A 24,671-nucleotide genomic window follows, 5' to 3' on the forward strand; every position below is an offset into this window, starting at 1 on the left:
TTCCGCCCGATTCATTCTTCTTCGCTTTGCAGGCCCAGGTGTTGGGCGAGTTTTTCTAGTTGTGTCGATAGTTGTAAATCGATGTGTCCGCCCTCTTGGCGGACCACGACGCCCATCGGTTCGACAGCTTCGTCCGGTTCGATGTGCGTTTCCTGAGGCAGGCCGGGGCGGCGGACGACGCGATCCAGCTGTTGCCCCAAGACGCTTAACGTTTCCGGGTGGACGGCCAACGTGATCTTCCTCGCTCCGCGAACTGCATCGAGCGCTTCGTTAGCCCATCCCAGCAGGATCTCGTCGTTTTGGTTGATCGCATTGCGAGTCAGCTTTTGTGCGACTTCAAAAGCGATCTCCAACGTGTTCTGTTGCCACTGTTGCAACCAATCGTTTTCCGTTTCCCACAGCTGATCGATCGCCGATTCGAGCGTTGCCAGCCGGCTGTGGACCGCCGAATCGACAGCGACTTTGACCCGCTGGTCGATCACTTCGTTGGCCTCTTTCAGTCCCTCTTCGCGACCGGCTTCGCGAGCTTGCTGTTGGATCGCTTCGGCGTCGGCATGCGCTTGCTTGATGATCGCCGCGGCGGTTTGTTGAGCCTGTGCGACTTCTTGCGACGCGCGATTGGCAAAGTCGTCGAGATTAAATCCAGCCACGCCCGAGAAGCCAGGATCCTGTCTGCCCGATTTGGATTTCAGAATGGTCGACACGGTCGGTTACTCGATGGAACGGGTTAAAGGAGGCAAACGCTTCGCTTACGCGGCGAAACTCATTCGCGAGGGAGCCGACGCTGGCAGATGCAGTTCGGGCAGCTTACCGGCGTCGTGCAATTGCATCGCTGCGTCGTACAGTTCGCGTTGGCTGGCATCGATCTGACGCAATTCGACGTTGTCGATCTTCCGCATCAGATCTTGCACCTCGCGGCGTTGGTTGCGAGGCAGGATCGTCAGCAACCGCTGGACGACGCGCGGGTCCATCCCGCACAACGACAGGATCGCGGTGTCGACCTCGACCTCCAACAGCACGCGGCGAAGCGCATCGGCGGGCAAGCGTTCGATCGGGGCAAAATCGATGGGCGTCGGTTCGCTGTCGAGATCTAGGTGCAATTCATCGACGACCTCTGCCGATTCGATCGCTCCCGAATCCCATTCATCCAGCTGCTGCGGTGGCTCCGGCGGCGCCGATTCCACAGGGGCAACGGGCTCGGGCGGCAACGATGCAGCGAGATCGGGCAGTTCGGAGAGGATTTGTTTGCGTTGGTCGAGGTCCAGGTGCGTCAGGATCGAGGCGAGCGAACGGCTGCCCGCTTGCGGTTCGGCTGGCGTCACCTTTTTCATCAACGATTGCAGGTGCTCGCTGATCTCCTGCAACGCTTGGCTGGGGATCTCGGTGATCGCGGCCAGTCGTTGGATCGCAGATTTGCAGACCGATGTCGGCAGGTCGGACAGCAGTTGAGCGGCGACCGACGGTTGCATCGAAGCCAGCACGATCGCGACGGTTTGCGGGTGTTCGTCCGACAGGGCGCTGACGAGCGCACGGATCGGCATCTCGTTCAGGAAATGCAGCGGGTCGCGCGATTCGGCTTCTTCTTCGGCGGAGTTCTCCGCTGGCGAAGAGGTTGCGTTGGCGGGAGCTGCCGCGGCGGCGGGCTCAGAGGCGACAGGGGTCGGGCGGGGCGTCGTGGCGTTCTGCGACTTCTGCATGAAGTCGGCGATCGCCATCTTCCGTTCCAGCGGATCGACTCCGGACAGTTGTGAGATCGCGTACCGGACCTGAGCCGCTCGCGATGGGGGCATCTTGGCCAGCAACTGGGACGCCGTGACCTGATCGAGACTGTCCAGCAAGACAGCGACGCGACGAAGCGAACCCTGATCCACAACCAATCCCTCCGATGAATAGACAAGCAAACACAGAAAAGCTTATAGCGAGCCGAGCTCGATGGCGGAAGAGAAGTTGCGGGGAGGGTTTGAGTGTTGGGGAACTTGGGGATGGTGTGGCGGGTGGGCAGTCTCCGGAGCTTTATCAACGCAGAGTCCGGTCGCGAGCAATGGAGAACTGCTTGCCAGCCCCCTGCCCTTGCGATTTAGGGCTATGGGGCGGGCCCCCACACAACTGACTCGCGCCGGGCCGACGAATCAAAAAAAATGCGAAAGTTTTTGCTAGCATAACAATTGGTGTCGTCTGGCCGAGTCGCGGTTTCGTGCTAGCAAATGTTCCAGAGAATTCCAGCGCGGCGACGAGCTGAAAGCGTTGCAAGGTGGGGGGAGACAAAAGGGCCCCATGTGAGTCAAAACCTTTATAAAACGGGGGAGCTGCCAATCTGCTCACTTGACATTTGCACATGCTCGGCAATAACTTACAAGGACAGCCATTGCATCCATCGTTGCTTGCCAATGGTCCCGCAGAAACAGCATGTTATGCAATGAGATTTGCAGCACGACGTTCCTCTCCAACGTCTTTTTTATCCATGCGTCCCACGATAAGGATATCTAATGATTGACACGCTCGAACCGCAATCGTCTGTTGTTGCTCGAAATCGTCTGCACGAAAGCCCAATCACCGAGCTCCGCGATCTGGAGATCGTCGAAGATGGTGAATGCTTGTGCATCAGCGGCCGCGTTCGCTCGTTCTATCACAAGCAGCTCGCTCAAGAGACAGTTCGCCAAACCGCTCCCGGTTGGACCGTCGTCAACCGCGTCGACGTCGACTAGGTTCTTCGAACACTACCTTCTGCCGTCGCTGCGGTCGTTGAAACGATCGTCAGCGAATTCGGATCGATGCCACGCTTCGATCGTCTCTACGACGTGGCTCCCAGGACTGCAGCGAGTTGCAGTTCTTCGGTAGGTCGCTCTCTCGCGGTCTACTCACCCTGCCACGTTCGCGTATTCAGTTTGCCCGCTTTCAGTTCGGCCTGGCGGCGCTGCAGGTATTGGTGGGAGATCTTCCTCGCCTTGGCGCGATCGGCTTCGTCGTAATCCCAGAACTCCTGCACGATCGCCTCGCACTTCGGGTGATGGCTGCCATCGTCTCCCACGCTTTGCCGCAGCCGAGCCAGCTGGGCTTTCAGTTCAGCCACCCGTTCCGCTTGGTCGGGATCATCGTAGAGGTTCCGCGTCTCCTGCGGATCGTTCACCAGATCGTAAAGCTCCCAGCCCGCTGGCGTTTGATAACCGCCATCGTAATTGCAGCCGTAGAAGTAGATCAGCTTGTGCGTCTTAGTTCGAATGCCTAAATGCCCCGGATTGTCGTGGTGAGCCATGTGCATCCAATAGCGATAATAAGCCGCTTGCTTCCAGTCGGCCGGTTCGTTGCCGGTCTCCAGCAGCGACTTGAACGAACGCCCCTGAACCGAAGCGGGGATCTCGGCGCCAGCCAGCGCCAGCATCGTCGGGGCGTAGTCGACGTTTTCGATGATCGTGTCGTACCGCTTCCCCGCCGGAATGCTTTTGGGATAGCGGACCAGAAACGGCATCCGCTGCGATTCTTCGAACATCCAACGCTTGTCCTGGTAGTCGTGCTCGCCCAGCATAAAACCCTGGTCGCCGGTGTAGATGATGATCGTGTTGTCGATCTGCCCCGTTTGTTCCAGATGTTGGAATAAACGGCCCAGGTTGTCATCGATTCCTTTGACGCAGCGGAGGTACTTCTTCAGGTAGGCCTGGTAGGCGAACCGCGTGTTCTCTTCGTCGCTGTATTTGGCGGGATCAAAGTCCTTGGGGAACTCGTTCGGGTAGAGTGACGGTAGATCGCCAAGGTAGGAACGTCGCAGATTGCGTCCGCCGATCGATGTGCCGATATGGGGCAGCAGTTCGTCGTTGGTACCTCGCGTGGCCAGCGATCCAAACTTGGGATCGCGATGCCACAGCGTGTCGGGCTCGGGGATCTGGACATCGGCCAGGTACGACTCGTAACGCTCGGCGTTTTCGAAGTAATCGTGAGGCGCTTTATAATGATGCATCAAGAAGAATGGCTGCTCTTGATCCCAGCCATCTTTCAACCAATCGAGCGTCAGGTCGGTGATCGCATCGCTGGAATGTTTGCCCGGAAACTGCAGTTTGTTTTTCCCCCACGGCTTGTCGCCACGAACCAGGAATTCCGGGTCGTGGTATTTCCCCTGGCCGGGCAGCACACAGTAATAATCGAAGTCGGCCGGTTCATGGTGCAGGTGCCACTTGCCGATCATTGCGGTTTGGTAACCCGCCTTGCCCATCTGAATCGCCAGCATCTGTTCACCGGGAGCCACGCGGCCGCTCAGATCAAACGCGCCGTTGGTGTGGTTGTATTGGCCCGTCATCACGCACGCTCGCGATGGCGAACAGATCGAATTGGTGCAGAAGGCGTTGGTGAACAACGCCCCCTCTTTCGCCAATCGGTCGATGTTGGGCGTCGGGGCAACGTCGGCTAATCGGCTGCCGTAAGCGGAGATCGCGGGGGCGGCGTGGTCGTCCGACATGATGTACAGGATGTTGGGGCGATCTGCGGTCATCGCGATCGATGGCACAGATACGAGCAAAAACGGCAGCAACGTCCGCAGCATAAAATCGACTCCTGGAGAGATTCAGTTCAAAGTCAGCGCTAACCGACCAAAGCGAGTCTAATCGTTCGGCGGCGCGAGGAATCAACCTAGTGGCTTCTGGCGGGGAAATAAAGCAACCGTGCGCGTTGCGAAGGCGGGAAACGCTCGGATTGGAACGTCCGCGATGCGCGTTCTGATCGCTTTCGCTCTGCGGCGATATCGTTTGCCGTTGGGAGAGCGGTGGTTTCTGCGGCGGCACTCCCGACCAGCGACATCTCGCGCATTGGGGCGACAACGTAGTTCGGCGCTCGGCGGCGCGATACAATCGCAGAGAGTGTGGTGAGCGTTTGACGTGGTGACACGCTGGAATGGAGGGATCGCGATTTGGATGCTCGACTCAAAGATCTACTGGAATCGGTTGCCAGTCGCTTGCGCCGTCAGCGGTTGCTGTGGCTGTTAGCAGCGGTCTGGCTGGCGACAGCTTTCGTTGCCCTCTCGTTGCTGTGGCAGGTCCGCAGCGGAGAGCTCTCGGCGAACGTTGCTCTTGGCGTTGCGGCGGCTACGCTGGGCGGACTGTTGGTCGCAGCCTGCGCTTTGAGTCTCTGTTCGTTCCGCGATTCCAAAGCTGTTGCCGCGCGGATCGAAGCCCACTTTCCCACGCTGCGACAACGCTTGTTGACCGCTGTCGATCAACGCCCCGCCGACATCAACACGCCGATGAACTATCTGCAGACGGCGGTGATCGATGAGACGCTGCACCATGGCACGACGCATCGGTGGACATTGGCCGTCGATCAAATAGCAACGCGTTTTGCCTGGTCCGTTAACGCGTTGGCGTTTGGGGTGCTGCTGTTGGTTGGGATCGGGTTAAATTCTCAGCTGGCAAACGCCAAGCACCGCGGCACCGATCCCGCCTCGCTCGCGGAACTGCAACCGTCGGCGGAGCTCTCCGTCGAGCCGGGGGATGTCGAGATCGAACGTGGCAGCAACCTCGTCGTCACCGCTCGGTTCGGAGCCAATGACCTGGGGATGTTGCCCAGCGATGTTCAATTGGTCGCTCGCCGTGGTGACCAGCAGACGCAGTCCGCGATGACGCGGAACCTGAGTGATCCCGTCTTCGGTGGCTACCTGAACGAAGTGGTTGAGTCGACGACTTACGAAGTGCAATACGACGGCAAGGTTTCGCCGACATATAAGGTCACCGTCTTTGATTACCCTCAGTTGCAGCGATCCGACGCGCGGCTGGTCTTCCCGCAATACACGGGACTCGAGGAAAAGCAAGTCGACGACACGCGGCGAGTCAGTGCGGTCGAGGGGACTCAGCTGACCTGGATCTGCCAGCTGAACAAACCGGTCGCCAGTTGCACGTTGGTCGACGATGAGGGTGAGGTCTTGCCATTGTCAGCCGACGCGGAGAACCCGTTGCAATATCGGGCCACGGTGACGCTGCAGCAATCGACCCGTTGGACGTTGAAGTTGGTCGACGACGAGGGACGCGAGAACAAATATCCGCCCGAACTGGTAGCGCGCGTTCAGCCCAATCAACCGCCGGTGATGAAATTGGTCGCCGCCCGCGACGTCCGCGTCTCGCCGTTGGAAGAGCTGCAAGTTGGGGCTCGGTTTCGCGACGACTTCGGTCTGTTGCGATATGGGCTCGCCTATGCGATGGCGGGGGAGGAGCCGCACGAGATCGTGCTTGGGGAGACGACGCAGCGAAAAGAGGAGCGTGAAGCGTCGCCGATGATCGACTTCGAAGCTCTCGCTGCCGAACCCGATCAATTGTTGTCGTACCATTTTTGGGCCGAGGATTTTGATGCCGCAGGTCAGCCGCGGCGATCCGAAAGCGACATGTTCTTTGCCGAGGTTCGGCACTTCGAAGAGATCTTTCGCGAAGGGGAACCGCCCGCTGGCGGCGAGCCACCTCCTTCGAGTCCCAACGCGCAACAAGCCGACGAACTGGCGGAATTGCAAAAGCAGATCATCACCGGAACTTGGAACTTGATCCGCCGCGAAACCGCTGCCGAACCATCGGCTGCTTTTGCGGACGACGTCGCGTTGCTGCACGAATCGCAACAGGCGGTGATCGGACAACTGCAGGAGCTGGCGGCGGAGCTGACCGATCCGCAGTCGAAAGAATATGTGCAGGCGGCTGAAGCGTTCATGCGGAAAGCTGTCACGCAATTGGCGGCTGTCGCCGATGCAAACTCTCCTCCCCTGCTCTCCCCCGCGTTGGCATCGGAGCAAGCGGCTTATCAAGGGCTGCTGAAACTGAGGGCTCGCGAATTCGAAGTCTCGCGGCAACAGCAATCGCAATCGAAGTCGAGCAGTTCGTCGCAACAGCAACGCCAACAACAGTTGGATCAACTGGAACTGAAAAACGACGAAAACCGATACGAGACCGAACAGCAGGCCCGTTCCGAAGAGGAGCAGCAAGCGACCGAGATGCGGCAGGTGTTGAACCGGTTGCGTGAACTCGCTCAGCGGCAAGAGGACCTCAACAAACAATTGAAGCAGCTGCAGTCGGCACTCGAAGCTGCGCAGACCGAGCAGGAGCGAGAAGAGATCCAACGGCAATTAAAACGGCTTCGCGAAGAGCAGCAGGAACTGTTGCGCGACACCGACGAATTGGCTGATCGGATGAATGCCTCGCAGGATCAACCGGCTACGGCGGACCAACAGGAACAGCTAGCTGAGACCCGCGAGAACGTACGCCAGTCGAGCGAAGCGTTGGAGCAGCAGGATGTCTCGCAGGCGTTGTCGGCTGGCACGCGAGCGGAACGCGAGTTCAAGCAGATGCGGGATGAAGTGCGGCAGCAGGCGGCGGGCGATTTCGCCGAATCGATGCAGCAGATGCAACAACAGGCTCAGCAGTTGCAAGAGCAACAGCAAGCGATCGGCCAGGAAATCGAACAGCTGGAGGAGACAAATCCCGGATCGCTGCGAAGCCCGCAGGATCGCGATCAGATTCGCGATCGGATCGGGCAGCAACGCCAGCAGCTTGCCGATTTGCTCGATCGCATGGAACGAACGGTCAGCGATGCGGAGACCTCTGAACCGCTGTTGGCGGAAAAACTGTACGACTCGTTCCGCAAGACACAGCAACGCCGCGTCGATCAGCAGTTGGATATGACCAACCAGCTGCTCGAACGGGGACTCGATCCCGACGCGAGTCAGGCGACTGCGGCAGCCGAAGCTGGAATCGGTGAGTTGCGGGAAGAGATCGACGAAGCGGCTCAAAGCGTCCTCGGCGATCCAACCGAAAGCTTGCGGCGGGCGCTCGGCGAATTGGAGCAAGTCTCGGATCAGTTGAGCGATGAAATTCGGGAGAACGACCCGCGTGGAGCGGAGTTGGGAGATGGGGAGCCGGGAGATGGGGAGCCGGGAGATGGGGAGCCGGGAGATGGGGAGCCGGGTCAGTCACAGCCTGGTCAATCACAACCTGGTCAATCACAACCTGGTCAATTGCAACCTGGTCAATCGCAACCTGGTCAATCGCAACCTGGTCAATCGCAACCTGGGCAATCACAACCTGGGCAATCACAACCTGGGCAATCACAACCTGGGCAATCACAACCTGGGCAATCACAACCCGGGCAGTCACAACCCGGGCAGTCACAACCTGGGCAGTCACAACCTGGGCAGTCGCAACCTGGACAATCGCAACCTGGACAATCGCAGCCGGGGCGTGGAGGAAGTGGTGGTGGAATCGAAGGGTTTGCGGAGGCAGTGGAAGGACGTGGTGCGGCACCGCTGACCGGTGAAGGTTTCCGTGAGTGGAGCGATCGGTTGCGGGAGATTGAAGAGCTGGTCGAAGATCCCGAGTTGCGATCGCAAGTTGCTCAGGTTCGCGAAGCGGCTCGCGAGGTCCGGATCAATCTGAAGCGGCACAGCGAGTCGCCGCAATGGAACTTGGTTCGCGAAATGATCGCTCGTCCGCTCGAAGAACTCAAGCAACGCGTGGCCGAAGAGCTGCTGCGGCGGTCGGCCGATCGCAACGCATTGGTGCCGATCGATCGCGATCCGGTCCCCGTCGAATTCGCCGATCAGGTCGAGAAGTATTACGAGAAGCTAGGCAGCGGTAAGTAGTTTTTAATCATTTCCATCCTGGTTGCTGCGTTCATCGATCCGTGGTCGCGAGAAGTGTCCCAGCAAGTATAAGTAGTTTATGTTTGATTCGATTCTTATAGCCGCTCCGCAATGGACCGCTGCCGCCGTGGCAATCTGCCTATTGTCGCTGCTTGTCGTGGCGTGGGCCTATTGGCGTCGTGGGGGATCGTCGCGCCGCGGGCCGCTGATTTTTGCGGGGCTGCTGAAATGGATCGCGATCGCCGCTCTCGCGTTATGCCTTTTGCAACCGATGTTGGAAAGTCAGCGTCCGCGACCGCATGCGAATTTGATCGGCGTGGTCGTCGATAACAGCCGCAGCATGCAGATCCGCAGCCCCGGTCAATCGCAGCCGCGCAGCGAACGATTGGCCGCGGTCTTGAAACCGGATGCGGATTGGCAGGTGCGGCTATCGCAAGATTATGACGTGCGACGCTATGCTTTCGATCGCAGCTTGCAAAACGTCGACGATCTATCGACGCTCGAATTCGACGGCGCGTCGTCGTCGCTGACGGGCACGCTTGCGACGTTGGCCGCGCGGTTTCGCGATCGTCCCGTCGCCGGGCTGATGCTGTTCACCGACGGGAACGCAACCGATCTGACCGACACCGGATTCGATTGGTCTTCGCTCGGCTTTCCTCTTTATCTGGTCACCGATTCGGTCGATCAAGCGATCGCGGACCTCAAGATCGATCAGGTCAGCACCGCCCAAACCAACTTTGAAGCCTCCCCGGTGACGGTGACTGCGAAGCTGTCCGCCACCGGTATAAAAGAGTCGACGGTTGTCGTCCGCTTGCTCGATGCGGAGGGCGTCGCGGTGGAAGAAAAGGAGGTGGAATTGACGCAGGCGAAGCCGACCGCCGACGTCGAGTTCCGCTTCCGCCCGAAGAAATCGGGACTGCAGTTCTATTCGATCGATACGTTTCCCAAATCGCAACGGACTGCCTATTTGCAGGGCGAAACGAAGGTCGAAGCGACGCTTGCGAACAATTCGCGATTGCTGGCGATCGATCGCGACCAAGGTCCCTATCGTGTGCTGTACGTCGCGGGGCGACCGAACTGGGAATTCAAATTCCTGCGACGGGCGCTGCAGGAGGATGATGAAATCCGTTTGGTGGGACTGTTGCGAATCGCTCGCAAGGAGCCCAAGTTCAGCTTCCGCGATCGCGGCGTCAATTCATCCAATCCGTTGTTTTCGGGGTTCGATGAAAACGAAGAGGAGAGTGCCGAGCAGTACGATGAACCGGTGCTGTTGCGATTGGGCGTCGATGAAGCGGAACAACTGAGCAAAGGTTTTCCGCGCCAAGCCGAGGAGTTGTTCGGATACCACGCGATCATCTTGGACGACGTCGACGCCGAGTTTTTTACGCAGGATCAGATGCTGATGTTGCGTCAATTCGTCAGCACTCGCGGTGGCGGCTTGCTGATGCTCGGCGGCCAGGAATCGTTTGCTGGTGGTGATTACGAACACACGCCGTTGGCCGATCTGATGCCGGTCTATCTGCCTCGCGGTAATGAGTCTTCGGGCGGAACGGTCGCCCGGATGGAACTGTCACGCGAGGGCTGGCTGCAACCGTGGCTGAGGTTGCGGGAGACGGAAGTCGCTGAAAAGAAACGCTTGGCCGAGATGCCGGAGTTCGGCACGCTCAACCGCGTCGGCGATGTGAAGCCGGGGGCGTCGATGTTGGCATCTGCCCAAACGGGCGATCGCCAGCAACCGGCACTTGTCGTCCAACGCTATGGCAAGGGAAGGTCCGGGGCGTTGTTGATCGGCGATTTGTGGCGGTGGGGGATGCGGCGGAAGCCTGGCGAAAACGAAGACTTGCAGCAGGTCTGGCGGCAGACGATTCGTTGGATGATCGCCGACGTGCCGCGCGCCGTCGAGATCGATCTCGAGGAATCCAAGGACAGTAGCAAGCCGATCGAGATCGCCGTGACGGTTCGCAATCCGGAGTTTCTGCCGTTGGATAACGCTTCGGTCGCCCTGACGGTTGTGCTGCCCGACGGCGAAGAGATGCAATTGCCGACGCAGCCCAGCGATCAAGCCGCCGGAGTCTACACCGCCAGCTATTGGCCCAGCAAAGATGGAGCCTATCGCGTGAAAGTTGTCGCGACGGGCCCCGATGGCAGCGACATCGGCAGCCAGCAGGCCGGCTGGACTACTGAAACGGCGACCGCCGAATTCCAGCGGCTTGCCGTCAATAAGGACTTGTTGCAACAGATCGCCGATCAAACCGGAGGCGAAGTGATTCCGCAGGACGACCTCGATTCGTTTGTTGCGAATTTGCACAACAAAAAGATTCCACTGACTCAGCGGCATCTCGCTCCGCTGTGGCACGGTCCGTGGGTTTTGATCTTCGCCCTCGCCTGTTTGTGTGGCGAATGGGGCGTCCGCCGTTTTCATGGGATGCCCTAAAGTAAGGCTCGCTGGAGCCTTGCCCCGCAGATTACGAAACTCAACAAGACAGAGACCTCTATGATTCGTCGTATCCCTTCGCTGGCTTGCTTGATTGCGGTGTTGATGTTGGTTCGCGTCGCCCGCAGCGACGACGCTCCCTCTGCTCCGCCGCAGGTGTTGGTCGTCGTGGGAGCCGGCGGCAGCGAGGAATATCAGACAGCGTTTGCGACTTGGGCCGATCGCTGGAAATCGGCGGCTGGTTTGCTCGACGGGGCAAGCTATCACGAGATAGGTCGCGAAGAGGGCCAGAGCGATTCGAGCGACAAGGATCGCTTGAACGAGCGACTGGCGGAACTGAGCGATTTAAAAGCCGAAGCGGTTTGGATCGTATTGATCGGCCACGGCACGTTCGACGGCAAGGCGGCGAAGTTTAATCTTCGCGGACCCGATGTTTCGGCGGAGGAGTTGAACGGCTGGATCGAACCGATGAAGAGTCCTTTGATTGTGGTGAACTGCGCGTCGGCGAGCGGTCCGTTTATCAATCGATTGTCGGCTGCGGGACGGACGATCGTGACGGCTACCAAAAGTGGGCAGGAGCAAAACTTTGCTCGCTTCGGCGACTATCTCTCGCAAGCGATTTCGGACATCGCCGCCGATTTGGACCACGACGATGAAGTCTCGCTATTGGAGGCCTTCCTGAGCGCGTCGGATCAGGTTGCCAAGTTCTATGAATCGGAGAACCGAATCGCTACCGAACATGCGTTGATCGACGACAGTGGCGATCGTTTGGGAACGCCGGCGACGATGTTTCAAGGGACCACGGCGGTCGCGGTTCCCCAGCCCAAGGCGGCTCGCGACGGCGGCGTTGCCGCGCGGCGGGTGATCTTTCAATCGCCGCAGGCCGTTGTGCTGGCCCCGGCGCAGCGGGAATCACGGGCGGCGATCGAAGCGGAGATCGATCGACTGAAGCTGCGGAAATCGGAATTCGCCACCGATCAGTACTTCGCGCAACTGGAACCTTTAATGCTTCAGCTGGCGGAACTGTACGCCGCCGCCGAAGCGGAGGACTCGGATGAATCGCAGCGCGAATGATCGGGATCGCCGAGGGCAAAGAAGCTGTCGGGAGCTGGGCAGATTTTTCGATCACCGCAAAGAAAGTGATCGAGGCAGCGGTAGATGGGCTGCCTGCCGAAGTGGCAATTGCTAGCAGGTGGGCTCGCGCCGACGCCACACCTGCTTGGCCACTGGAGCTTTAGGAAGCTACGCTGTTGAGTTCAGCATTTCCCCATTGGGGTGTCAACTCTGCCTCCACGTCTTCCAGGAAGAGCTTGCCGTCGACCAGCACTCGCGTATTCGAAGTTGCAGAGATTGCTTGCGCTGCGCGGCGTAAATGCGCGTCGACAACCGAGACGTCGAGTTTACACTTGGGGACAAAGAAGAAGCTTCCCGAACGGTCGAGCCCCGACGCTTGGATCTGCTTGCGGATGAAACCGCGCACCTCGGTGACCAGGATCCGGTGGACACCAATTTCCTCCAAAGCGGCGTTAACCTCTTCGAGGTGTTCCGCGTCGATTATTGCTTCTATTCTTTTCATCCGATTCCTATCAAGGTTATTAAAGCCGACCTGCTTGTCGGGCTGGAGTTTGTTGCCTGACGCATTGAGCAACTGGCGTGCCAGTTGCGACGAAAGTGCTTCTTTTGTTCTGTATTGCTGCGAAAGCTTGCATTCTCAGCGTCCTTCGCGAGTCGTTGCGCTAAAACCGTTCTAGGTGAAGCTTGATTTCTGCCATCACGGCAGCCCAATTTTTCATCTCGGGCTGACGGAATAGCCGCATCGAGGGGTACCAGGGGCTCGAATCCCCCTGCAGCAACCACCGCCAATCGGGGACCTTTGGCAGTCCGACCCAGACTGGTGCTCCCAGGGCTCCGGCGAGATGAGCGACCGAGGTGTCGCTGGTCACGACCAGGTCTAAGCCTTTCATAATCGCTGCGGTATCCATAAAGGCACCGCTGGACTGGTCGAGGTTCGCTGGCAATCGGACGATTTGGTCTGCGAAGTCGACTTGATCAAGCTGCTGGATCCCAAATCCGTGCTGCAGGCAGACGAGTTGCACGTCGGGAATCGACGCCAGCGGTTCAAAGGCTTGCAGCGGAATCGAGCGGAAGATGTCGGCTTGGTGCTGCGGATTCCCCTGCCAGCAGATGCCTACCTTTTTCTTGCCGGGGATCTGGGCGAGCCAGTTTGCCCAGTACGCTTGCAAGTTTTCCGACGGCCCGAGGTAGGGGCCGACGTCGGGAATCGAGTCCGCATCGATCCCCAGCCGATCGGCGGCGTCGATGAAGGAGCAATGGAAATCGAAGTTCCCCGGCAGCATCCCCTCGGGAATCAGTTGGTCGATGCCGCGGCATGTGCTCAGCAGCGGGATCAGTTTGGGAGCCGCTTGAACGATCGTTCGCGCCCCACGCTCCTTGAGGGCGATCGCCATCCGGACGAAGTGGATCGCGTCCCCGAGTCCCTGTTCCGAATAGAGCAGGAATGTTTTGCCTTGCGGGTCGCTGCCATCCCAGACTGGTTGGGAGACGTTGGGGCGGACGAAGCCGGGCATCTTCCAACGCCAGCGGTATTCGTCCCAGCCGCGGCGGAAGTCTCCCTTCAGCAGGTGGATGACGCCGAGATTGCGATGCAGTTCGGGATCGTTCGGGGCGACCTCGAGGCTTGCTTCGAATGCCGCCAGGCCGCGATCGATCTGCCCGGTCCAGACCCACAGCGTGCCGCGGTTCTTGAGCGGGCTTAAGTACTTTGGGGCCTGCTGCAGCGAGGTTTCAAATGCTTGGTCGGCTTGTTCGACCTGCCCCAGCATCCGCAGCGTGTTGCCGAGATTGTTCCAGGCGATCGGGAAGTGGTTTTGTAGCGACAAAGCCTTGCGGTATGCCGCTTCGGATTCTTCGAAGCGGCGTTGGTCGTACAACGCAATTCCCAGATAGCACCAACCGGCGGCCGAACCGGGAGCTTGTTGCAGGACGTGCCGATAGATTTTTTCGGCGGCGGCGTAGTTCCCCTGCTGCTGGATTGTCCAGCCTTGGTTGAGAACCTCTTGGACGGTTGGCATGGCCCCAATCTTCCCCGTGGTCGCTTGCTGTTCAAGAAGACAAATGACGATAGGCACAAGGCAACAAAAAACCCTCGGTGGATGAGACCGAGGGCATTTCGATGTCGTTGGTGTCGGCCGCCGTCATCGCGTCGATGGCGAGGACGGGGCGTCGACCCAGTGGACTAGTCGAGGAAGCCGACGAGATCTTGGCTGCGGCTAGGTTGCTGCAGCTTGCGAACCGCTTTGGCTTCGATCTGACGAATCCGCTCTCGCGTTACCTTGAAGATGTGCCCCACTTCTTCAAGCGTGTAACTGTAGCCGTCGCCAAGGCCGTAACGCAGTTTGATGATCTCGCGTTCGCGATAGCTGAGGCTCTTCAGGACCGAATTGATTCGGCCGCGAAGCATCTCTTGAGCTGCACCGATCGCAGGGCTTTCGGCCGTGCCGTCGGGCAACAGATCGCCAAACTGACTGTCTTCGCTATTGCCAACCGGACGATCCAAGCTGATCGGATAGCGGCTCATCGCCAATACCCGACGCGCTTCTTCGACGGTTGTCTCGGCGCGACGCGCTGTCTCTTCGATCGTTGGTTCGCGGCCGAGTTCCTGCAGCAATTGGCGAGCGACGTTCCGCACGCGGCTCATCGTTTCGACCATGTGCACAGGAATTCGGATCGTACGGCTCTGATCGGCAACGGCGCGGGTGATCGCTTGGCGAATCCACCAGGTCGCATAGGTGCAGAACTTGAAACCGCGGCGATATTCAAACTTGTCGACAGCACGCATCAAACCGGCATTCCCCTCTTGGATCAGATCCAGGAAGGAGAGGCCACGGTTGCGATACTTCTTGGCGATCGAAACGACCAACCGCAAGTTACCTTCGCTGAGTTCGCGCTTGGCCTGCTGGTATTCCGAATAAACGGTCTTCAGCATGTTGACGCGTTCTCGCAAGCTCTTGGGCGTCTCTTGCGTGGCGACCATGATCGTGCGGAACTCTTGCAACAAGCGATCCTTCAGTTCGCGGTCCTCTTTCTTGCGACCGAGTTTCGAGATCTCTACTTTGAGATCGTCCAACCGTTGGCTGAATTTCTCCAGCGTTCCGATCATCGTCTCGATTCGCTGAGTCCGCAGACCAAGCTCTTCGACCAAGCGAACGGCGCGTCGGCGACGACGGGCCAACGAACGCCAAGCGTCGGTGCGACGTTCCTTCGATTCCGACTTGCTTAGCGCGGTCCGGTAGTCGCGTTGATTCCGCTTCAGCAGAACTTCGAGCGTTTTCAGGTTGTGCGGCAAACGGCCGAGGATTTGGTCTTTTTCCAATCGATCGGTTACCGAGACTTGCACGGTGCGGTCGAAGGGAAGTTCCCCGTTGTTCACGCGGCGCAACGTCTTGAACGCGTTGCGGATCACGTAATCGCATTCGAGCAGCTTGGTACGGAAGCGGCGGCGTGTCTCCTCGATACGCTTGGCAAGCAGGATCTCTTCGCGACGCGTCAGCAGCGGGATCTCGCCCATCTGCGTGAGGTACATGCGAACGGGATCATCGGACCACGAATCACTCTCGACTTCGGCCAGCAGTTCGTCTGGGCTTTCCAGTTGGACGTCGCCTTCGGCAACTTGTTCGGTATCTAATGCAGCATCATCATCGGTTTCATCTTCGATAGGTATTTTACGAAACCCCTCCACGGCGTCGTCGCGTGGGGCATCATCTTCAAAATCGTCCAACAGCGAATCGTACAAGTCCTTACTCCTGTGGGCTAATTATCTGGCTGTGGCACGTGTCCGGCGGGGCAGCATCGCCTCCATAAAGCTGCCTCCACGTCGCTCATTCATATCAGCGACATGTAACTTTACCACCCTTACGCGCGTCTTCGGCTCCCCGAAACCATTTGTTAAAACTTTGTAATTGCACAAACCTTCCGGCTTGATGTGGCAGCGTAAGCTGAGCCGGCGGGAACAGAAACATTTAAGCTTAGGTTCTCTGTCGGCGCTGCGGATGCATCCCAATTTTTTCCTAGACCCCGAGTCGGTAATCGCATTGATCACGAACAGAAGATCGCGCAGTCACAGTGCAAATTTCTTGTGAGCGGCTGATGTGCGTCGCCGTGAAAATCGACAAACTTTCATGAAGTCTTCCGATTCGCCGAAAACACACAGAACCCCCTATCACCCACTGTCGTAACACCTGTACTCGCGAATCCCAGACGAGTGTTGTACGGACGATCGAGTCCGTTGATAGAAGCGTCGGGAGGTTGGATGCGACCCGATTCGCTCTGATTTGTTGAGCACGACAGTGGTTACTCGAATTCTAGTCACAAACACCCTACAGTCTAGTGTTAACGTTTTGAGGTTAGACTCGATTCGCTTGATAAATTTTGATGCCAAAGATTGATAATTAGCAGGAAAATTCGGACTTATGCACTTATTCACCTGCCCTTGTGGCGAAAGCTTTCCGATTTCCGCGGCTCAAGCGGGGCAGTCGATCCAGTGCCCCCACTGCAATCAATCGGTCCAGTTGCCGAAGCTGCGAGACTTGAAACAATTGCCAGTCACACAAGCTGCTGAAGAGGCGTCTCCTTCCAGGGGGTGGTCTGCTCCCCAAGGTGTTCTCTTCTCGGTTATCTTTGCCTGTTTGGTAGCTTCGCTAGGCATGTCGGCGTGGTCCAGCTACCGATGGTTGCAGATCGAAAAGCCGCCGACGCCTGAGGCGATGATCGCCATGGGGCAGGAGGAGATCGAGAACCACTCGGCAGCTCAATTGCTCGAGTTCTGGGTGAACTACGGACAGCCCGGGATGGGAACGCGGCGGATGCCAGGATATGCCCAAGTCGATGCGTATCGCGAGAGTTGGAAGCACTGGGCGTTTGGAGCTTATGCCGCGACTGCGGTTAGCTTGTGCGGCTTGATCTTCGTCGTCACCAAGCGGTCATCCGGCCGATAAGCAGGCTGCTTTGTTCGTCCCTCCAGGGGCAACGCTGGCCAGCATTTCTGTTATAGGGTTTCTGCGCTTTTGGCGTAGCGGAAGTCGTCGAGACTTTAGGGCCACGGCGGGGTTCGAAAGTCTCGACGACTGCCGCTACGCGATGCTTGGCGAGTGACGAAACTCCTGGCGAGGTTTGTCACGTCTTGCTTGGCGAGGAGCATCGAAACTCTCGGCGAGGTTCGCTACGGATAGGTGCCGCTGCGAAGCGCTTTGCGGTGTAGCCTTCGAGGGATGTCTCAGGCGTCGAAATGCCACGACTTCGAGAACCGTCGTCGCGATCCGATGCGTTGGATCTGCAGGTCGGGACAGCTGACCAGAAGAAGTGTTTCGGAGAACCAGTGGCGTCCGATCAGCAGCGCTAGTTCGTCCGATACCCAGCCCTGCCAGTTAGATAGCTTTTGGTATTCGGGATGGGCCGACTGTAGTTTGTCCACTATGTTTTGCAGGGCTTCGTTTTGCGTTGCGTTGGAGCACTGTTGGCAGCGATTTTTATCCATCGCATGCGGGGAAACGAGCCGCTGACACCAGTCACATTTTTTTGCAAGTTCGCTCAAGAATCGCTCATGCGAGATCGGACACGTGGTCAACATGTCGTTCAGCACGTTTTTGCCAGAGACCGCACATTGCCCCAGTTCTGTCCGCAAGACTTCTCGTTCGGTCAGCTCGCAACGGCCGACTCCTTCGCGGGCGGTGATCGTTCCGTCCTCGGTGCAGACGAGGTCGTAAGATTCGATATCGGTGATCGGACACTTGAACATCGGAGGGGGCAGCAGTCCCTTCTCCCATTCGATCGCCCAGCCTTGGAAGGCGAGCGATGTTTGAGCGCCTTGGTCGAATTGGATCCGCACCTTGCCAGCGACCCATTGGGACCAGGCGACAGTGACGCCGATCCGCTGCGTCGTTCCTAGACTGCTGGCGGCGGCATCGATCCAAGCTGTCATCGTCGATTGATCCCCGGGCTTCAGCCGCGGTGGGATGGCATCGAGGCGGTCCAGGTTCAATCGGTTCAACAGATCGGTGTCGATCTTGATACCATCGCGACCGAACCAGTGATGTTCGATCTCCGAACCCAAGGTGCTGATTCGCAGGAAGGGTCTCGGTTCCAGCGTACATCCAGCCAATTGCACGCGGCCGTCGCGGATCTTGTAAGGTTCCAAGACGACGGCGGCGATCCCGGGAACGTGGCTCGGTTCCCCCGACGCTTGAGCCTCGGTTGCTCCGCCAGCAAACTGTCGCTGAAGGTCCCACAGTTTGGCTAGGTCGCTGGTTGTGTCCAACGAGATTGGAGCAGCCGGTGGAGGCTCGTTGTCGGCTGGCGGTGCGAGCGGCATCAGGGCGATGCCGCCACCCGAATCGGTCTGCATCTGCAGCGACAGCGCGTCGGCAACCCAGGCAACGTAGTCGCGTGACGCCGCGTCGAGGCCCGATTCGTTAAGAACTGTCGGATCCGCCATCTATCCAACTATGCCAAGCGTAAATTCATGGGATGTCCAGCCTGCCAGTCTACCATGGCTAGCTATTGCTGGATACATAAATATCTTGGGGCTCGCCAGAGCGAAACGTGCAACCGTTCTGCCCGCGAATCGATCATCCGCGCTTCCGCAGCACGTAGACGACGTCTTCGCAACTGGCATCGACCGTGATCGGCTCCGAAACGTCATAGCCGAAGTCGTAGGTACCGGCGATCTCCCAGCTGCCCTCGGTATCGATCAGCGACTGGAATTGCTTGGGCGTATAAGATCGCAGCCGCAGTTCGTCGGCGATCCGCTTCTGCCCCTTGGGGGTGAAGATATCAAATCGGATCCCAAAGCGTTCCATCCGTTTTCGCGGGGCGCGTTCGATGGTCCACATCTGCGTCACGATCGACAGGTGTCCACGCCGCGCCGCCCACGACTCCTCTTCGCTGGGGGCCGCCGCCGTAGGCGTCAGATGAATCCCTACCAGGTAGATGCCTCCCTTTTTCGTCCCCGCCGCCATGCACCGCATGTGATCGTGAGCGGTCTGGGCGGTCGTCAGGTGGCGGAAGCTGTTGATCGTATTAAAGGCGAGGTCCCATTTTCGCTTCGGCTTGAAATCGCTCATGTCAGCGACCCAGGCCGTCGGTTTCATGCCTTTGCGTTCGAAACGCTTGTTGCAGAACTCGACAGCTTTGGGATTCAGGTCGATCCCGGAAACTTCGAAGTCGTGTTTGGCAAGACCGTACAACAATCGTCCGGTGCCGCAGGCCGGTTCGAACAGCCGCCGCGCCTTGCCGCCCAGATAGACGTCGTTGATGTCGCGGATGAAGCCCATCTCGGCGGCGCAGTCGGCGCCAAAGACGAGGTCGTAGTACTTCGGGTGGTCGTAGATACTTTCGTTGACAACATCCACTGTGCTTGCTTCTTTCGCTTCGTTATCGGACGGGATTCAGGCCGAGCATCCGCCGCAGCAGACCGATCTGTCCGGCATGGATATGTTCGTGCAGCGGGCAAAACAGAATCGCCCCCAGTTTGTTCGGATAGACCGCGTAGGGCATGTCGATCGGTTCGAGCAATCGCTGCGGCGAGCTTTCGGTCACAACCTCGATCGATCGTTGATGGATCGTGCTGAGCCGTTGCAGCAGTTCGTCGGGCGTCGGCTGGCCAGCCGGATCGGCGTCGGGCGTCGTCCCGCGGCCGTACTTCTTGCGGAACGTGCCGGGGACCAATTCAAGGTCCTCGGGCTCGCGGCCGCGCTGCCGGAAGACCAGCAGGCCGTACTGCGAATAGGCGAGGTGGCCGACTTGCCAAGCGACGTGAGTTGGCAGGCCGGCGGGCATTTGAAACCACAATTCTTGCGGCGTGTTGTCGAGCAGTTCGAGCGTGTACTGGCGAGCAAATTCGATTTGCCCCAATGCCACCGCTCGGCTCTTCTCGACCGTTTCGATATCTAGCTCAACGCTCATGCGATAAAATTCCTTATTCACGCAACGCAAAAACAACCGCGACGCGAAGCAGAATCCTAACGGGCAATCCCTGCCAGTGATAGCACCATCAGTACTTCGGCAGGTCGATCACGCCGTTCCAGTCCGACGGCGCGACGCGGCCATGTTGGGCGATATAGACGGTTAAGAAGTCCTTGGCGCGGTCCGCTGCCGGGACCGCGTGCAAGCGTTCAAAGGCATCTCCCCAACGCTTGTCCAACAGTGCGTCGAGCGCCTCTTCATAAGTAGCGATGTCAGCATCGGTCAGCCCACACAGCGGACCTTCGGGAGGCAGGATCTGGCTGACGACCAGTGGCGTTTCGATTCCGGCCGGCCGGACACGGGCTAGTCGTCGGATCCGGCAAGTCGTTGGCGGGACGAAGTCGCGGACATATCGAGCGGTGATTTCGTCGACCAAGATCTCCGCCGACAACTGTTTCGTCATCCCTTCCAAGCGACTGGAGAGGTTCACGACCGGGCCAAACGCTGTCACCTTCACTTGGTCGACAGTCCCGATCCGCCCCGCGACGGCGCGTCCGCTGGAGATCCCGATCCCGCAGCGGAAATCGGCCAGCCGACCATCGCTGCCGGCTGATGTGAACTCTTCGAGGATCGCCAGTGCAGCGGCGCAAGCGCGGCCGGGCGCATCGACTTGAGCGATCGGCCAGCCCCAAAATCCCATCGCCGCGTCGCCGTGAAAGTCGCCGATCACGCCGCCCGAATCGAGGATGTGCCGCGTCATCACGCCGAGGGCTTCGCTGACCCGCTCCAGCAATTCCAGCAACCGACCTTGCGCCTTTTCGCTCTGCCGCGAGAACCCGCGAAGATCGCAGAACAGGGCCGACAGTTCGGTCTCGCGCGGCGCCAGCGCGTCTTCGGTCTCTTTGTTCCCCAAGGCGTTCATCACCACCGGCGCGAAGAACTGCTGCAAGCCGGCCTGGCGGCGCTGCAGGGCACGCATGTCGCGGAGATTGCCGATCGTGGTCGCGACCAATTCGGAGAACTTTAAATCGTCCTGCAAGACGTCGGCAGCTTGCGACGCAGCGTTTCCAGCGGGGCCGTCGAACAGTCCCGCCATCGCTCCGGCGACATACAGCCCGAGTCCGTCGGTCCCCGATATCACGGGGACGCAGAAGGCCCAGTCGATTCCGTCGAGCTGTGTGAACTGCGACTCCCGGCCGCCGTTCCACAAATGCAGAATGCTCTCCCCCGATTCCAGCGACTTGCGGACCAAGCTGGCGCTGGGGGCGCGTTCCTGCGACGTCGGCACGCGGCTATCAAAATGCTGGACGCTAATTTCCGGAGTGTCGCTGCGATTGAGCCCGACGACGGCGACAGCGGATGCGCTGGGGATCCCTTGCAGCAGCACCGTCGCCACGCGAACCCATAACTCTTGATCGCTGTTGCTGCCGGAGATCAGTTCGGGCAGCCGCCGCAGGACCTCGATCCGTTGGCCGGCATCGCGAAACGGATTGCGACGCAGTTGTTGAGCGTCGAAGGCGTGTTGAGTCAGCTCGCCCTCGGGATCGGGCGAATCGAGCTGCGGGCGATCGACCAGGGTGAACGTTGTCGCGCCGACGACAAAATGTTCGCCGACCGAAATCAGAAACTCTTCGCTCTGCTGGCCCTTGAAAAAGATCGGGTTCCGGGCCGCGGCGATCCTGCGAACCCGCAGCTGTTTCCCCTCGCGCGTCATGCGCACATGTTGCCGCGAGATCCGATCGTCCCAGGGAATCGACCACGTCCCCGCGTCGCGACCCAACACGATCGGGTGGCTGGCATCGAGGTCGGAGACCGGTCGACGCCAACGGTCTTCGTTTCGCGAACCTTGGACAACCAGATCCAACATCGATTTCTTAACCTCCCGTGTCGGCATCGTGAAGCGACTCGGCGGCGCTGCGACCGGCAACCGTTCCCGTGCTAAACGCCGACTGGAAATTATATCCGCCGATCCAACCGTCGAGGTCCAGGATTTCTCCGGCAATGTACAAACCGTCGACGATTCGGCTGTGCATCGTCCGCGGATCGACTTCTTTTAACGAGACACCTCCGGCGGTCACCTCCGCTTTTTTGAAGCCCCGCGTCCCTTGGATCGGCATCCGATTTCGCAGCATCCCCTCGACCAGCAGTCGCCGGTTGGCTCCGCTTAATTCGGCCAGCGGTTTCTCTCCCGCGACCTGAGCTTGTTCGATCAAGGCGCTCGCCAGTCGTCGCGGCAGGATTTCGCAGAGTGCTTTGTCCAGCTGGCGGCTCGGTTCGCTCGCCCGTTTTGCATCGAACCAGCTGTTCAGTCGATCGTCGTTCCAGCCGGGCAACGCGTTGATCCGCAGCTCGATCGTCGATAGATCTTCGACGGCGGTGATCGCTCGGCTGACATCCATCGCCGTCGGGCCGGAGAATCCAAAGTGAGTGAACAGCAGCCCGCCGGTTCGCTGAGCCAGTTCACCCTTTTTCTTCGCAACGCCCGGTTTGCCAACGGTCACTTGGGCCTCGGGGAGCGTCAGCCCTTGCAGCTCCCATGTCCAGGCGCTGCCGCCGACGATCGGGACCAGCGAAGGACGGGGCGTGAGGATTGTGTGCCCGAGTTTTTGCAGCCAGTTGTAGCCATCGCCGACGGTGCCGCAGCCTGGATAGGACATTCCCCCCACGGTCACGATCACCGATCGGCAGTGCAGCGATTGGCCATCGAGATCGACTTGGAATCCGGTCTCGGTGCGAGAGAGGTTTTGGACCGCCGCTCCCAATCGCAGCGTCGCGCCACTTTCGGTCATCCGGCGCTGCAACGCTTGGCAGACATCCAACGCTCTGTCGCTTTCGGGAAAGATCTTGCCGCCGGGCTCGACCTTGGTTGGGACGCCTAAGTCGCGGAACATTTGAACGACGTCGGTGGGAGAGAGTTCGGCGAGCGCTTGCCGCAGGAAGCGACCGTTCTTGCCGAAGGCTTCCATAATCCCGGCCGCATCGCAATCGTGAGTCACGTTGCAGCGAGTACCGCCGGACATCAAGATCTTGACCCCCGCCTTGTTCGCTTTTTCCAAGACGCAAACGCTGCGGCCTCGGCGAGCTGCCTCGGCGGCGGCCATCATCCCGGCCGCACCGGCCCCAATTACTACGATGTCGAAGTCATTTTGCATTCGGGGCGTCACATTCCATCGTGCTCGGTCGTCGCGCGGACGTTCCCGATGCGGGGATTTTCATTTTTGTTGTCGATGCGTGGCGAACTCTACCGCTCACCAAGAGGTGGTGGCGATTTATGGTCCGCTGGCGAAAGCTTCCCGCCGCCGCTCTGCTGCATCGCCTGGCAATCCGTCGCGACTCGTTCGCCGCGTAGGTCGATCACGACCCGTCCGGATGCCTTCTCTTTTCGCTGCAGGTCGGCATAGATCCGATCGAGGTCGTTGTCGAAATCGGCAGCAAGCCGATGGCGTAGTTCGCGAATTTGATCGGTTATTGGGTTAGTCATCGGTTTCAACGTACGCAAATGCCATTCATCTATTGTATCGGCGCTCAGCGACGAACGCACTGGAAGGGCATTGCCGTCGCAGGCTACTTTTTCAGCGGCTCGAGTTTTTTCAGCAGTCCGAAAAACTCGCTGTCGGTCGTCAGGATCAAGCTGCTGTCCTTGGTGATCGCCTTTTCGTAAGCCTCCAGCGTGCGGACGAACGTATAAAATTCGCCCACTTCGTTCATCGCTTCAGCATAACTCTTGATCACGTCGGCGTCGGCCTGCCCTTTGGTTTCGCTGGCCTGCTGTTGCCCCTTGCCTTCGATGCTCTGCACCTCGGCGTTGGTTTCATTGATGATCGCCGCTTTCAAACGTTCTCCTTCGTTGACGTTCCGCGCCGAGATCGATTCCCGTTCCGCGATCCAACGATCGAACGTTTTAATTCGAACGCTGTCGACAAACGCGATCTGCGAGATCCCGATATCGATCAAGCGGATGCCGCGGCCGATCCCTTCTTGATCATCCTTGCTGGCCAGTCGCCGTTGGGCTTCGATTTTGATCTGGTCGAGGATCTTGCTCCGACCGGCGAGGATCTCCTTCGAATTCGATTCGCTCTTCTCTTCCAGTTCGACCAGCATCTGTTCGGCTTGACTCTCGCCGACTTCGGCCAGTTCGTCGTCCAGCAATTGTTGATCGCCCGAGAGGGTCAGCGTGCGGTTGGTGCTGCGGACGAGTTCGGCCAGGTCGTATTGCGTGATCACGTCGCGGATCGCACTGCGGCAGATCTGTGCCACCCGTTCCTCGGCGTTTTCGATCGTCCGCAATCGCTGCACAAACGTGGTCGGCCCAGTCGCAGCATCGTCGATCTGCCACATCGCCCAAGGGATCAGTTCGATCTTCTTGTCGTCACGCGTCGGCAGGTCGGGCAACAGGAATCGCCGGCTGTCTCCCCAGAACTGACGCGTCTTGGGAAGCCGTCGGACCGTTTCGACAAACGGCAATTTGTAATAGACGCCCGGCTCGACTTTTTCGCGAGCCGGTTTGCCGAACCGCATCACGACTCCCATCTCGCGTTCATCGATCACGAAACAGAAGAAGGGAGCGAGGACGAGCAGGATTGCTAGGAGGGCGAGTCCACGTAATAGATTGATCACAGTTTCAGGTTTCATTGTGAGGTAGCTGCTTTTTTTGTAGGAGAA

General features: G+C 58.9%; 18 protein-coding genes. 5 read left to right on the top strand and 13 right to left on the bottom strand.

Translation table 11 applies throughout. The annotated features are described in order from the left end of the window. Nucleotides 1-11: 11 nt before the first annotated feature. Both CA51_RS04730 and CA51_RS04735 read right to left on the bottom strand, forming a co-directional pair. Nucleotides 12-704, bottom strand: a complete 693-nt coding sequence (locus CA51_RS04730; RefSeq protein ID WP_145118260.1) for a FliH/SctL family protein — start codon at nucleotides 702-704, stop codon at nucleotides 12-14. A gap of 45 nt (nucleotides 705-749) precedes the next feature. Continuing rightward, on the bottom strand, nucleotides 750-1,871 hold the full coding sequence (locus CA51_RS04735; protein ID WP_145118262.1) for a FliG C-terminal domain-containing protein: 1,122 nt from the start codon (nucleotides 1,869-1,871) through the stop codon (nucleotides 750-752). A 615-nt stretch (nucleotides 1,872-2,486) separates the two neighbouring features. Here CA51_RS04735 and CA51_RS04740 point away from each other — a divergent pair. Then, nucleotides 2,487-2,705: a BON domain-containing protein gene (locus CA51_RS04740; RefSeq protein ID WP_145118264.1), complete on the top strand. Its 219-nt coding sequence runs from the start codon at nucleotides 2,487-2,489 to the stop codon at nucleotides 2,703-2,705. 149 nt (nucleotides 2,706-2,854) lie between these two features. On the opposite strand, the gene CA51_RS04745 is transcribed toward CA51_RS04740, so the two are convergent. Further along, on the bottom strand, nucleotides 2,855-4,531 hold the full coding sequence (locus CA51_RS04745) for a sulfatase family protein (protein ID WP_145118266.1): 1,677 nt from the start codon (nucleotides 4,529-4,531) through the stop codon (nucleotides 2,855-2,857). A 363-nt stretch (nucleotides 4,532-4,894) separates the two neighbouring features. Here CA51_RS04745 and CA51_RS25645 point away from each other — a divergent pair, with 363 nt between their 5' ends. The 3 genes from CA51_RS25645 (at nucleotide 4,895) to CA51_RS04760 (ending at nucleotide 12,104) form a co-directional block, all read left to right on the top strand. Beyond that, on the top strand, nucleotides 4,895-8,596 hold the full coding sequence (locus CA51_RS25645; RefSeq protein WP_197451596.1) for a coiled-coil domain-containing protein: 3,702 nt from the start codon (nucleotides 4,895-4,897) through the stop codon (nucleotides 8,594-8,596). A 79-nt stretch (nucleotides 8,597-8,675) separates the two neighbouring features. Further along, nucleotides 8,676-11,030, top strand: a complete 2,355-nt coding sequence (locus CA51_RS04755; protein WP_145118269.1) for a glutamine amidotransferase — start codon at nucleotides 8,676-8,678, stop codon at nucleotides 11,028-11,030. Nucleotides 11,031-11,090: 60 nt separating this feature from the next. Continuing rightward, entirely contained in the window at nucleotides 11,091-12,104 is a 1,014-nt protein-coding gene (locus CA51_RS04760; RefSeq protein ID WP_197451597.1) for a hypothetical protein, read from the top strand. Between the two features lie 160 nt (nucleotides 12,105-12,264). Here CA51_RS04760 and CA51_RS04765 read toward each other — a convergent pair whose 3' ends face one another. From CA51_RS04765 to CA51_RS04775, 3 genes are all read right to left on the bottom strand, one after another. Further along, complete coding sequence (locus CA51_RS04765; RefSeq protein ID WP_145118271.1) at nucleotides 12,265-12,678, bottom strand: P-II family nitrogen regulator; 414 nt, start codon at nucleotides 12,676-12,678, stop codon at nucleotides 12,265-12,267. A gap of 88 nt (nucleotides 12,679-12,766) precedes the next feature. Then, nucleotides 12,767-14,122, bottom strand: coding sequence for a tetratricopeptide repeat protein (locus CA51_RS04770; RefSeq protein WP_145118273.1), 1,356 nt, complete (start codon nucleotides 14,120-14,122; stop codon nucleotides 12,767-12,769). 164 nt (nucleotides 14,123-14,286) lie between these two features. Further along, a complete protein-coding gene (locus CA51_RS04775; RefSeq protein ID WP_145118275.1) occupies nucleotides 14,287-15,843 on the bottom strand; it encodes a sigma-70 family RNA polymerase sigma factor in 1,557 nt (518 codons plus the stop codon). 676 nt (nucleotides 15,844-16,519) lie between these two features. Here CA51_RS04775 and CA51_RS04780 point away from each other — a divergent pair. Beyond that, nucleotides 16,520-17,044 (top strand): hypothetical protein, encoded by a 525-nt coding sequence (locus CA51_RS04780; RefSeq protein WP_145118276.1) that lies wholly within the window; start codon nucleotides 16,520-16,522, stop codon nucleotides 17,042-17,044. Between the two features lie 278 nt (nucleotides 17,045-17,322). Here CA51_RS04780 and CA51_RS04785 read toward each other — a convergent pair whose 3' ends face one another. The 7 genes from CA51_RS04785 to hflC form a co-directional block, all read right to left on the bottom strand. After that, a complete protein-coding gene (locus CA51_RS04785) occupies nucleotides 17,323-18,540 on the bottom strand; it encodes a hypothetical protein (protein WP_145118278.1) in 1,218 nt (405 codons plus the stop codon). 133 nt (nucleotides 18,541-18,673) lie between these two features. Further along, nucleotides 18,674-19,456: a class I SAM-dependent methyltransferase gene (locus CA51_RS04790; protein ID WP_145118280.1), complete on the bottom strand. Its 783-nt coding sequence runs from the start codon at nucleotides 19,454-19,456 to the stop codon at nucleotides 18,674-18,676. A gap of 22 nt (nucleotides 19,457-19,478) precedes the next feature. After that, complete coding sequence (locus tag CA51_RS04795; RefSeq protein ID WP_145118282.1) at nucleotides 19,479-20,009, bottom strand: DinB family protein; 531 nt, start codon at nucleotides 20,007-20,009, stop codon at nucleotides 19,479-19,481. Between the two features lie 88 nt (nucleotides 20,010-20,097). Beyond that, nucleotides 20,098-21,876, bottom strand: coding sequence for an adenylate/guanylate cyclase domain-containing protein (locus CA51_RS04800; RefSeq protein ID WP_145124031.1), 1,779 nt, complete (start codon nucleotides 21,874-21,876; stop codon nucleotides 20,098-20,100). A 7-nt stretch (nucleotides 21,877-21,883) separates the two neighbouring features. Continuing rightward, on the bottom strand, nucleotides 21,884-23,161 hold the full coding sequence (locus CA51_RS04805; protein WP_145118284.1) for a BaiN/RdsA family NAD(P)/FAD-dependent oxidoreductase: 1,278 nt from the start codon (nucleotides 23,159-23,161) through the stop codon (nucleotides 21,884-21,886). 89 nt (nucleotides 23,162-23,250) lie between these two features. Then, nucleotides 23,251-23,490 carry a hypothetical protein gene (locus tag CA51_RS04810; protein ID WP_145118286.1) on the bottom strand — a complete coding sequence of 80 codons (240 nt, stop codon included), beginning with the start codon at nucleotides 23,488-23,490 and terminating at the stop codon, nucleotides 23,251-23,253. An 83-nt stretch (nucleotides 23,491-23,573) separates the two neighbouring features. Further along, nucleotides 23,574-24,641, bottom strand: a complete 1,068-nt coding sequence (gene hflC / locus CA51_RS04815; RefSeq protein ID WP_145118288.1) for a protease modulator HflC — start codon at nucleotides 24,639-24,641, stop codon at nucleotides 23,574-23,576. Nucleotides 24,642-24,671 lie beyond the last annotated feature (30 nt).

The sequence above is a fragment of the Rosistilla oblonga genome (genome assembly GCF_007751715.1).
GTDB classification, from domain to species: Bacteria; Planctomycetota; Planctomycetia; order Pirellulales; family Pirellulaceae; genus Rosistilla; species Rosistilla oblonga.